Annotated in this window: 8 protein-coding genes and 1 pseudogene; 3 read left to right on the forward strand and 6 right to left on the reverse strand. The window is 50.1% G+C overall.

Going from position 1 to position 11,505, the window contains the following annotated elements; all coding sequences use genetic code 11:
- Positions 1–4: 4 nt before the first annotated feature.
- From QT397_21660 to edd, 4 genes are all read right to left on the reverse strand, one after another.
- Positions 5–631 carry a bifunctional 4-hydroxy-2-oxoglutarate aldolase/2-dehydro-3-deoxy-phosphogluconate aldolase gene (locus tag QT397_21660; GenBank protein WNZ55435.1) on the reverse strand — a complete coding sequence of 209 codons (627 nt, stop codon included), beginning with the start codon at positions 629–631 and terminating at the stop codon, positions 5–7.
- 21 nt (positions 632–652) lie between these two features.
- Entirely contained in the window at positions 653–1,363 is a 711-nt protein-coding gene (gene pgl / locus QT397_21665; protein ID WNZ55436.1) for a 6-phosphogluconolactonase, read from the reverse strand.
- Between the two features lie 69 nt (positions 1,364–1,432).
- The gene (zwf, locus tag QT397_21670; protein WNZ55437.1) at positions 1,433–2,893 is read right to left on the reverse strand and encodes a glucose-6-phosphate dehydrogenase; all 1,461 of its coding nucleotides are present in this window, start codon (positions 2,891–2,893) and stop codon (positions 1,433–1,435) included.
- Between the two features lie 53 nt (positions 2,894–2,946).
- Positions 2,947–4,767, reverse strand: coding sequence for a phosphogluconate dehydratase (gene edd / locus QT397_21675; GenBank protein WNZ55438.1), 1,821 nt, complete (start codon positions 4,765–4,767; stop codon positions 2,947–2,949).
- Positions 4,768–5,595: 828 nt separating this feature from the next.
- Between edd and QT397_21680 the strand changes: the two are divergent.
- Positions 5,596–6,641, forward strand: a pseudogene (locus tag QT397_21680) (LacI family DNA-binding transcriptional regulator).
- Between the two features lie 29 nt (positions 6,642–6,670).
- Here QT397_21680 and nagA read toward each other — a convergent pair.
- Both nagA and QT397_21690 read right to left on the reverse strand, forming a co-directional pair.
- Positions 6,671–7,801 carry an N-acetylglucosamine-6-phosphate deacetylase gene (nagA, locus tag QT397_21685; protein WNZ55439.1) on the reverse strand — a complete coding sequence of 377 codons (1,131 nt, stop codon included), beginning with the start codon at positions 7,799–7,801 and terminating at the stop codon, positions 6,671–6,673.
- 32 nt (positions 7,802–7,833) lie between these two features.
- Entirely contained in the window at positions 7,834–8,832 is a 999-nt protein-coding gene (locus QT397_21690) for an SIS domain-containing protein (GenBank protein ID WNZ55440.1), read from the reverse strand.
- A gap of 262 nt (positions 8,833–9,094) precedes the next feature.
- On the opposite strand from QT397_21690, the gene QT397_21695 reads away from it, so the two are divergent.
- Both QT397_21695 and QT397_21700 read left to right on the forward strand, forming a co-directional pair.
- On the forward strand, positions 9,095–9,961 hold the full coding sequence (locus tag QT397_21695) for a DUF6279 family lipoprotein (protein WNZ55441.1): 867 nt from the start codon (positions 9,095–9,097) through the stop codon (positions 9,959–9,961).
- A gap of 191 nt (positions 9,962–10,152) precedes the next feature.
- Positions 10,153–11,427, forward strand: a complete 1,275-nt coding sequence (locus QT397_21700; GenBank protein ID WNZ55442.1) for an aminotransferase class I/II-fold pyridoxal phosphate-dependent enzyme — start codon at positions 10,153–10,155, stop codon at positions 11,425–11,427.
- Positions 11,428–11,505 lie beyond the last annotated feature (78 nt).

The following is an 11,505-nucleotide window of genomic DNA, read 5'->3' on the forward strand; positions in this document are numbered from 1 at the left end:
TGTGTTATTTCAATTCCGCAGCTTGTTTTGCCAGACGAGTAATCTCTGCCCAGTTCTTTTCACGAACCAGAGTGCTGCTCGCCATCCAGGAACCACCGACACAAACCACATTGTTCAGAGCCAGAAAGTCCGGGGCATTTTGAGGCCCTATACCACCGGTGGGACAAAAGCGAACGTCCTGTAGCGGACCGCCAATGGATTTCAGCATTGGCACTCCCCCTGCCGCCTGGGCTGGGAAAAATTTCTGGTAGCGATAACCACGCTCGTAGAGGCGCATCACTTCTGAAACACTGGCAGCACCGGGCAGCAGCGGTACTTCACTGCCTTCAGCAGCATCCAGTAAGCGGTCGGTTGCGCCGGGGCTCACCATAAAGCTGGCGCCGGCTTCGATAGAGCGACGCAGATCATCACCATTGAGCACCGTGCCAGTTCCCACATGGGCTTCCGGCAGGTGTTTTGCAATTTGTTCAACAACTTCCAGGGCTGCCTCAGTGCGCAGGGTTACCTCAAGTACTTTCAGGCCACCTTCAATCAAAGCGCCGGCAAGAGGGAGGGCATCTTCAACTTTATCTACAACCAGTACTGGGACAACGCCAGCTACCTGCAAAATCTCGGCGATATTTTTCTGCATCAGATAATTCCAAATCTTTCGTTAAGGCGCCCAGTAAACAGTGACTGGTTTCAGCCCCTGCTTAAGAATACTGCGCACCGGCATTTCTAACTCATCACTGCCGAGCAACGCCTCGCGATAAACTTTTAGCTTCTCTTCGCCAGTGATCAATAACTTAATATTGCGCGCTTGCAAAATTGCACTCAGAGTCAAAGTCATACGCTCGGTATTGGAGCCGGTAACTTCACTTTGATTAGCAGTAATTGCCTTGCACAACTTTTGTGATTCAGGATTTAGTGCATCCTGTAAGCCCTGTGCATGGGGGAATAGTGATGCGGTGTGGCCGTCACTGCCCATACCCAGCAAACAAACATCAAACGGTTTCTGCAACTCGCTATATGCGCGCTCACAGGCCTCTTCACCTTCAGCGGCTGATGCATGTGAATTTTTCATACCCAGAAAATTGGCTTCATCGCCAAAATTCTGTAAAAGCGACTTCTCAATAAAAGCTGCGTTACTACCGCTTTCGGTTTTTTCTACCCAGCGTTCATCAACGAGAGCCGCTGTAATTTGCGACCACGGAAGTGGGCGTTTGGATAGCTCGCGATATACTGGTTCCGGCGTACTGCCGCCAGATACCAGGAAACTTGCGTGATTATTTTCTTTAATGCCTTTTTGCAGTTCGCAAGCACAATCGTGGGCTAGAGCCTGCACCAGGCGCTCGCGATCTTGGAAAAATTTTTCTTCAGCCATGGATTCTTCCATTTCTCTTAGTGGAAACCGGCGCGGTAAAATTAATAGCTGCGCCGGCTTTCCAGATTATTACTGCGCGTTAAACCAATGACGATCACTGCGTGACAGCAGTTTTTCTGCCTCTTCTGGCCCCCAGCTACCTGCAGGATAGGGCTGCGGCTGATTAGCCGTTTCGCGCCAATGCTCAATAATTGGATCCACCCACGCCCAGGCAGCGGCAACTTCGTCACGGTGGATAAAGAGCGCGGAATTATTTGCTGCAGCATCCAACATCAGGCGCTTATAAGCGTCGCTGCGGAAGCTGTCGTAAGTATCAGAAAGGGTTAAATTCAATTCGGCCGGTTGCAACTCGGTGGTGAGGCTGTCCATTTTCTTCGCCATCAAAACCAGTTTGATACTTTCTTCTGGCTGTAAGCGAATAACCAAACGGTTGGGAACAATCTTTCCGGCTGACTCATCGTATACATGATGAGAAACATTTTTGTATTGCACTACAATTTCGGCACAACGCTTTTCCATGCGTTTGCCAGTACGCAAGTAAAACGGCACCCCTGCCCAACGCCAACTATCGATATGCGCTCGAATGGCAACGAAGGTTTCGGTTGAACTGGTTCCTCCGTCGAGTTCATCGAGATAACCAGGAACATCACTGCCATTGATTTGCCCAGCTATATACTGGCCACGCACAACGTTTTTATCGACCAAATTACCGGTAAGCGGGCGCAAAGCCTCAAGCACCTTAATTTTTTCTGCACGGATATTCTTCGCCGACATACTGTTGGGAGATTCCATGGCGATAAGGCACAGCAGTTGCAGCAGATGGTTTTGCACCATATCCCGCATAGCACCAGTTTCATCATAAAAACCCGCACGCCCTTCCAGCCCTACGGTTTCTGAAATACTGATCTGGATATGATCAATGGTTTTTGCATCCCAAAGATGCTCAAACAATACATTGCTAAAACGCAGTGCAAGAAGGTTTTGGACAGTTTCTTTACCGAGATAGTGATCGATACGGAAGATGCTATCTTCCGGGAAGTAACTGGCAATTTTACTGTTAATTTCATCAGAGGTTTGGGCGTTATAGCCCAACGGTTTTTCCACCACAACTCTGGAATTTTCAGTAATCAGGCCTTTTAAGGAGAGGTTTTCACAGCAGGGACCAAATACTGCCGGCGGAATTGCCAGGTAGAAGATGCGAACCCGCTCCGGGTCGGAGCCGAGAGTTTCTGCCAAGTGGTCCCACTGGGCATCCGGTACGGCAATATCCAATGTGACGGGGCAAAGCAATTGGCTAAATTGGTCCCAGCTCGAAGCGCAGTACTCGCCTTCACGAAGATACTTTTGCAGTGCCTGGTGGGCTGTTTCGATATATTGATCAATATCTGACTGGCGGCGACACACCGGAAGGATGCGACAGCCCTCAATCAAGCTGCCCTCTCTAAATGCTCGGTAAAGCGCCGGTAGCAACTTGCGCAGTGCAAGGTCTCCGCCTCCACCAAATAACACCATATCAAAAGGGTTAATCATAAATTTTGCTCTGAGATCGTTCTTGTCTCGGAGCCTTACTGGCTCCGCAATAATCAATAAAGAATACTTGCACCGGTCTCTGCACCGCTGGCAAGCCCGCGCATATTAGCGAATAGTTCACGGCCGGTTCCACGGGCACTTGCCGACAGATCACACTGAGCCGGTTGGCGGGCATTAAATTCAGCTTCGTCTACCAGTACGCGCAGGACGCCAGCCTCTGAATCCAGCTCAATCATGTCACCCTCTTGCACCTTGGCAATCGCGCCGCCCTCTACGGCTTCCGGTGACATATGAATAGCAGCCGGTACTTTCCCGGATGCACCGGACATGCGCCCGTCTGTGACTAGCGCCACTTTAAAACCACGATCCTGCAGTACGCCCAGAGTCGGAGTCAGCTTGTGCAATTCCGGCATACCATTGGCTCGAGGACCTTGGAATCTCACTACAGCTACAAAGTCGCGCTCTAACTCACCAGCTTTGAATCGCTTGAGCAGGTCGTCCTGGTTATCCAGGACAATGGCCGGAGCCTTCACTTTGAGATGCTCAGATTTAACCGCAGAGACTTTGATTACACTGCGCCCAAGGTTTCCTTCGAGCAACTGCAAACCACCATGCTGGGAGAAAGGGTCTGTGGCTGGACGAATGACCGTCGTATCACCGCTCTCTTCTGGAGTAGGTTTCCAAACCACACCGCCACCAGCATCACTGTTGAGGAAGGGGTCTTCACAGTAGGGTTCAAGACCAGAATTACCGAGTACTGTGTGAACATCATCGTGTAAAAGGCCAGCGGAGCGGAGTTCGCGAATCAGGAACTGCATACCGCCGGCTGCGGCAAAGTGGTTAATATCCGCAGTGCCGTTTGGGTAGACATGACAAAGCAGCGGCACCACTTCAGAGAGGTCTGCCATATCCTGCCAAGTCAACTGAATACCTGCTGCACGCGCCATCGCAATAAGGTGCAATGTGTGGTTTGTGGATCCGCCGGTAGCGAGCAGCCCCACCACTCCGTTGACGAATGCTTTTTCGGTGAGAATTTTAGCTACCGAAGTGTGCTGGCTCGGTTCAGTAATTTTTACCAATTGCGCCACAGCAGCTTCATTTAATGCCGAGCGCAAATCAGTACCGGGGTTTACGAAAGAACTGCCGGGCAATTGCAGCCCCATAATTTCTACCAACATCTGGTTACTGTTGGCAGTGCCGTAAAAGGTGCAGGTGCCGGCACTGTGGTAGGAAGCACTCTCGGCTTCCAATAGTTCAGAGCGCCCTACTTTACCTTCAGCATACAGCTGGCGAACCCGGACTTTTTCCGCATTGGACAGGCCTGTGGGCATTGGACCCGCAGGTACAAAAATTGAAGGCAAGTGGCCAAAAGAAAGAGCACCAATAACCAGGCCGGGGACAATTTTGTCGCAGATACCCAGAAATATGGCTCCTTCGAAAACATCATGCGAAAGCGCGATTGCTGTGGACATGGCGATCACATCCCGCGAAAACAGGCTGAGTTCCATCCCTGCACGCCCTTGAGTCACCCCATCGCACATTGCCGGTACACCACCGGCAACCTGGGCCGTTGCGCCATTGCGCGCAGCTGCCTCTTTCAATTGAGCAGGGTAGGCACCATAGGGCTGGTGAGCGGACAACATATCGTTATAGGCGTTGACGATACCCAGGTTCGGCCCCCGCCCAGAGGCGATCAACTGCTTATCACCTTCTGGAGATGCGGCTATTGCGTGGGCCAAGTTTCCGCAAGACACATGTGCCGCTGCCCGCCCTTCAATATGCGCTTTCTCAACCTGCGCCAGATACTCTGCACGAGTTTCTTCGCTGCGCTTAATGATGCGTTCGGTAACGGTCTGAAGCTTGCTGTGAACCATGACTATTCCGTAATAACTCTGTTGAGGTGGTCTCTAGTTACAAAAACCACCAGGGTCACATTTCAGTGGCATCAGCCACCTGTGATTATCTTTCCGTGGAGCGCCTTTCGGCGGAATGGCTCCCACTGCAACCCTTTGGTTGTAGTGCCATCGATGTCCTATTACCCAATCGTAAACCTGAAGCAGAAGGAACAAAGTTGCTTTTATCAGATCGCTGGAAACCCAATCATTCCAGCGGACAACCTTTCAGCCCACGGCAAGACTGCTTATGGAGACTCATAGGAAATCCTGTTATCGGGTAGAAATCTCACTTCCGAGCCTCTTCCCGCTCTTAGAGCTGAATGTTAGTGATCCAACAATGCCGGAACCTCCTCCCCACTGAGGTGGTAGAGACTTTGGACGCCCGGCTTGAGTAATTCACCCAATCTGTAGCCACTCAATCTTATTGATGCGCATTATGTAGTAAAACTACAAAAATTTTCAAGAGGCTTCAAATAGTGATTGAAGATGTTGACCAGGGGAGACAGGCATATAGGAAGTATTTGGCGTAAAAGCCATCATTTTCTTTAATAATAGAAAACTAACTGCTTTTACTTGGTCACAAAGAGAAAGATTGGCCTTACTTAGGTGTAGGATTTTTACAGACAAATGATAAGGTCTGGGAATCTCAAAGAATTGGGATAAAAAACTACAAATTACCCACAAATTAAGAAAGGAGGCGCACCCCATAAGCTAATTGCAGACTCATAACTGTTAAAATCCCACCTTCCAGCAATACTTACTTGTCGATGCCAGCAAGGCCAAGGCTCAGATAGAACTAGTTGATGCATGAAAGTCACAATTAACGATGTTGCCGAGCGCGCCGGCGTATCTATCAAAACAGTGTCCAGGGTGATCAATAATGAGCCCTCTGTACGCGCAGCCACTCGGCAAAAAGTACTCGACGCAGTCAAAAGCCTGAACTACACACCCAGTCTGGCAGCGCGGAATCTGGCGGGGACACACTCCTATTCCATCGCATTTATTTATGACAACCCTAATGCCCACTACGTTATCGATATGCAAAACGGCATATTGGAAGCCTGCAGAGCAAAAGGGTATGAGCTACTTATCCATCCTTGCAATTCGAAATCTCCAGTTATCCACAGCGACCTAAATAAACTTGTCGAGCACGGCAAAGTAGCCGGATTGGTCCTGACCCCCCTTTTTCAGAGTCACCTTCTTTTATCGATACGCTCCAATCCATGAATGTGGAATTTGTGCGAATTATTTCCTCCACCAATACAGAGAAAGCAAAGGGAAAGTCTATACAGATTGACGACCGCCAGGCCGCCTACAATATTACCCAGCACCTACTTTCACTCGGGCACAAGCGTATCGCTTATTTAAGCGGAGGCGAGGAGCATCTTTCCACCTTGGGGCGCCAAAATGGATACCGCCAGGCACTCGAAGATGCAGGAATAGCAGTAGACCAACATTTGATTGTTGAAGGGAAATATTCATTTGAATCGGGCGAGATCAATGCGAGAAAGATCCTCGACAGCGACAAACCTCCCTCAGCAATATTTGCCGCTAATGACGAAATCGCAGCGGGCGCTATATTTGCCGCCCGTATGTTAAAGATTGATGTTCCCGGGCAAGTCTCTATCGCAGGATTTGAAGACAGCCCATTTTCTCGACAAACCTGGCCCAAACTTACAACCGCACACCAACCCAACCAGGAAATCGCCCGCTCGGCAGCCGAATTACTGCTTGAGAAAATTCAGTGTAAAAGTTCAAAAGAACTCAATGGTTCCGGGCAAGAGGGAGAAACGTACCGCAGCTTCACCCCCGAGTTAATTATTCGACAATCCACTGGCCCCGTGCCCAAATAACCCCTTCAGCTTAAGAGAGATCTGGAAGGTTAATTTCGTCGATAAATTTCACGCCCCAGGCTCCAGGTCCTATTCACTTGCAGATCCTCACCTAATAAAACCATATCCGCTCGGGCCCCTTCAGTGATTACACCTGCTCCCAGACCAAGGAACTGCGCCGGATACAAACTTGCCATGCGCAGCGCTTCCGGCAATTCAATCCCACACCAGTCGCGGATATTTTTAACCGCGCCGATCATATCCAAGTGAGAACCCGCTAACTCTCCGGTACTGGAGGTCAGTTTATCCCCTTCTCGTGTAACCACTCGATCAAATAGGGGAAAACTGGTGGCATCACTGCCCACTAGCGACATTGCATCGGTTACCAGTAACAACTTACCGCGAGGTTTTGCTTTCAAAGCTAACGCCATAGCGCCGGTACTGACATGGTGGCCATCGGCAATTAATCCACACCAGGCGTCATCCCGGATCAAGGCTGCCCCCACCATACCCGGCTCACGCGAATGAAGCGGGGACATTGCATTGTATAAGTGGGTAAATCCTGTCGCTCCAGCATCCAACGCAGCTTCAACAATTTCAGCACTCGCATTCGAATGGCCGAGACAAACATGAACCCCCAGGGAAACCAACTTTCGGATAGCGGATACCGATACACAATCTGGCGCCAGAGTGACCAAGCGGATTCCCAGGTCTTCCCGGGCGTAGAGGGAGAGCTCCTCATGACTCAAAGAGCGGATAAACCCTCCTTCATGGGTACCCTTTTTGGCCTCACTTAAATGCGGCCCCTCAAAATGTACTCCAATCACACCCGGAACACCGCTGGACAAGGCCCCACTTACCGCATCGGCTGCCCGCTGCATCACTGCAAAGCTATCCGTAATCAAGGTGGGCAGGAAAGCACTGGTACCAAACTGACTATGGGCTTCGCTTATTTGCTGAAGCGCATTAACTGAGGGCTCCTGATTAAACAGTACACCACCACCACCATTGACCTGGATATCAATAAAGCCCGGCACCAACAAACCCGGTAAGCGCTCAGCATCGGAACTCACTCCCCCACCCACTGCGGAAATCAGTCCGCTATCTCCAATGGTGATAGCAACATCTGCAAGTATGCGCTCGCCATCAAATAGCTTTTCAGCAATCAGGATAACCCCCACTTCCCCCTCCCAAATATTATTTTCTGTTTTATTCAGACTGTCTGAGTAACTTTCTTTAAACCCGCCGGCTCATCGGGATTAATCCCCCGACTTACCGCCACGTGGGCCACATCGATATAAAAACGCTGCAACAGCGCCAGTGGAGCCACTCTCGGGTGAACCCCCTTACTCGGCACATGCAAATTAATCAGAGCCGCCCCACGCCGTCGAATTTCATCAATCTGCTGGCTGTGTGTGGGGAATGACTCATCCTCGATTGGAACATTCACCACTGTCAATTTCCCTTCCACCAGCGTAACGGGGCCATGCAAGAATTCCGCACTGGAATAGGACTCCGCATGGATATTGCAGACTTCTTTTAACTTCAGCGCCAGTTCCCGAGTGATCCCATAACCGGGACCCCGCCCCAAAACTACCAGATTTTGTACCGAGGCCAGGTTTTCCGGACGCAATTGAATTTCTGCCCGCACCGCAGATCTCAAAGTTTCCGGCAACTTTTCCAGAGCACTGCAAAGAGCGGGATCCTGCGTCCAATTGGCGACCATCTGCAGTATCGCAGATAGGGTCGCCAGATAACTTTTCGTAGCTGCAACCGCTTTTTCCGGGCCAGCCTTTAAGGGAATTACCAGGTCAACCACATCTTTAATCGGCGCATCTTCATCGTTAAGCAAAGCGACGGTATAAGCCCCCTGCTCTCTCGCCATGCGGGCCTGGGTCAGAATATCTGGGCTTCTCCCAGACTGGGAAATGACGATAACCAGGGCCTCATCGAGCTTTAATTTGCGACCATAAACACTGGAGACCGACGGTGCGGCAGCAAAAGTAGGGGTACCAGTTTCAATCTCTATCAGATACTTGGCAAAGACGCCCGCATGATCAGAAGAACCCCTCCCCACAATCATCACAAAACGAGGAGGCTTCTGGCGCAGCCGCTCTCCCAGATGAGACATTATATTGGCATTGGAATGCAGCTGTTCAGCAATCCTATCCGGCGCCTCACGAGCCTCAGCCTCCATGACCGTGGTAACCATAATACTTCCTACCTGACTCACTCAAAATATGAACCCAGCTCTCACATTAATACCGAGTTCCATCAATCAGTCTATGCCCAGCTGTACTTCACCTCGGTTAATTGACGCCATTAATCGTCCTGCTTTGTTTTCAAACACCCACTAGCTCGCCAACCCGATACCCCATTACTGTCACAATAAAACTGGAATTGGGTATACCTTTTTAATCTATGCTTAAGGCACCCCTATCAGTCGCTGCCGATCATATCTACAGGAAGGATCAATGCCCCAAACCCCGGGCAGTTGCACCACACAAAAATGGCGTTTAATCATTCTCCTTGTTGTTGCGAGCTTACTGAGCAGCTGCTCCAGCATTCAATTCGCCTATAACAACATTGATTATTGGATACGCTGGAAGCTTCGTGACTATGTCGACTTAAATTCCCAGCAAGAGCTGGAGTTTCAAGGGGCTCTTAACAGCTTTTTTCACTGGCACCGCCAAACACAACTACCAAAATATGCCGATTTCCTGAGCCAACTGGCAGATAAAGTAGATCAAGGCCAACTTGAGAATCCTCAGCTGGCCCCAGTTGAAAACGAGGTGTACCACTTCATCGAAAGCGCCAGTAACAACGCCTTCAACTTAATGCTTCCTATTGTGGCGCAGTTAACACCACAACAGATTGATCACCTGCAACACAACCTGGCCAAAAAGCAGCAGAAAACACTGGAAAAATGGCAGCGCTCGCCGTGGAAAATACAACGACACCGCGATCGGCAAATTCGCCGGGAGAGCAGGCGATGGCTGGGAAGTTTAACCGAGCAGCAAAAGCAGCTGATCGCAGCCTGGGTAAAGCAGGTAGAGTACAACCCTGTATTACGTAACGAACAACATATGATTTGGCAGCAACATGCCATTGAGCTTCTCCGACAGAAGCCTGATGGATACCAACAACAGTTGCGCGGTCTGTTGGAAAACCCAGACCAACTTTGGTCCGACGAATATCGCAAGGCGCAAGAGCAGCGCAAAACCCAAGCTCGCGAACTGGGAGAACAAATTCTATCCAGTACCAGCCCCACACAACGTCGTCACCTAAGCAAAACTCTGCGCGACTATGCCCAAGACTTCCGCTCTCTAGCCAGCCAATAATCAGCCGCCCAGATCCCAACACCACCGCCAAGCTAATGAACGACATGAGAGCTCAAAAAGCTAGCGTATCCAGGATAAATTCCACCCAATAGATTCAAGAGAAACTAATAATCATGTGTGATTTCCTGCTGACGAAAGCGACCTAAGGCTGATAAGCTCGCCAACTCACATTACCAGCCAGGGGAATTCAAGTGCATATCGAATCCGCCACACAGGAACAATTGATTGAGTGGGAAAAAGAATTAAGCGCTCACTACAACAAGATCTGTCAACACGAGTTAAGCCTGGATATCACACGTGGAAAGCCCTCGGCGGAGCAATTAAAACTTTCCGATAAACTTGATGGAATTCTCTCCGGTGACTATCGAGCGGCAGACGGTACCGACACTCGCAACTACGGTGGCCTAATCGGTCTGACCTGCGCAAGGGAGCTGGGAGCCGAAATGCTTCAAGTGCCTGTCAGCGAAGTGATTGCCGGAGGCAACAGCTCTCTCACACTGATGTATCACGCCCTAGTCACCGGTTACCTGTTCGGCTTTGCGGGCACTACCCCCTGGCGCGAATTAAAAGCTCCCAAATTTCTCTGCCCTGTTCCCGGCTATGACCGCCATTTTACGATCTGTGAGCAGCTGGGTATCCAAATGATTAACGTGCCCATGGGAGAACAGGGGCCCGACATGGAGCTTGTGGAAAAGCTCGTGCGCGACGACGCAGAGATTGTTGGTATCTGGTGTGTGCCCAAGTTTTCAAATCCAACAGGAGCCACTTACAGCAAGGAAACTGTAGAAAGATTGGCGCAGCTGGGACAACTTGCCGGCGCCGGCTTCCGGATATTTTGGGACAATGCCTATTCGGTGCACGACATTGGCAACTATGTAAGTCTGCCAAATATTCGCACAGCAACCCTGGAAAATGATACTGCAGACTCCGTAATACAGTTTGCCTCAACTTCAAAAGTCACCCACGCTGGCGCAGGCGTTGCGTTTGTGAGCGCCAGCCAGGCAAATCTCGATTCCCTCAAAGGCCAAATGCAGGCAATGACCATTGGTCCTGACAAAGTCAACCAATTGCGTCACTCGAGATTTTTTACCGAATACACCAGCCTGACAGAACACATGCATAAACATGCAGATATTCTTCGCCCGAAGTTCGAGTGTGTTCTGGAGCATTTACATAATGCCCTCACCGATGCAGATATGGGTACTTGGGAAAAACCCGAAGGGGGTTATTTTGTTTCCTTTAATACCCTTCCCGGTTGCGCAAAAGCAGTGGTTAAAATGGCTGCGGATGCCGGAGTAAAATTAACACCTGCCGGCGCTACCTTCCCTTATGGTAAGGACCCTGAGGACAGCAATATTCGTATTGCACCCAGTTTCCCACCGCTGGAAGAACTGGATACCGCAATGTCTGTTTTCGTCCTCTGTGTCAAACTGGTGAGTCTACGTAAAAAGCTTGGCAAAATTTAACCATCCAAAATGCCAGGTGAGATTTCCTGAATCATCAAAAAAGGCAGCTTTACGCTGCCTTTTTCATAAAGAGTCGCT

The organism is Microbulbifer sp. MKSA007 (assembly GCA_032615215.1).
In the GTDB taxonomy this organism is placed as follows: Bacteria; Pseudomonadota; Gammaproteobacteria; order Pseudomonadales; family Cellvibrionaceae; genus Microbulbifer.

Coding starts and splice junctions, on each gene's coding strand:
- QT397_21660 (WNZ55435.1), bottom strand. CDS start 631: ATGCAGAAAAATATCGCCGAGATTTTGCAGGTAGCTGGCGTTGTCCCA.
- pgl (WNZ55436.1), bottom strand. CDS start 1,363: ATGGCTGAAGAAAAATTTTTCCAAGATCGCGAGCGCCTGGTGCAGGCT.
- zwf (WNZ55437.1), bottom strand. CDS start 2,893: ATGATTAACCCTTTTGATATGGTGTTATTTGGTGGAGGCGGAGACCTT.
- edd (WNZ55438.1), bottom strand. CDS start 4,767: ATGGTTCACAGCAAGCTTCAGACCGTTACCGAACGCATCATTAAGCGC.
- QT397_21690 (WNZ55440.1), bottom strand. CDS start 8,832: ATGGTTACCACGGTCATGGAGGCTGAGGCTCGTGAGGCGCCGGATAGG.
- QT397_21695 (WNZ55441.1), top strand. CDS start 9,095: ATGCCCCAAACCCCGGGCAGTTGCACCACACAAAAATGGCGTTTAATC.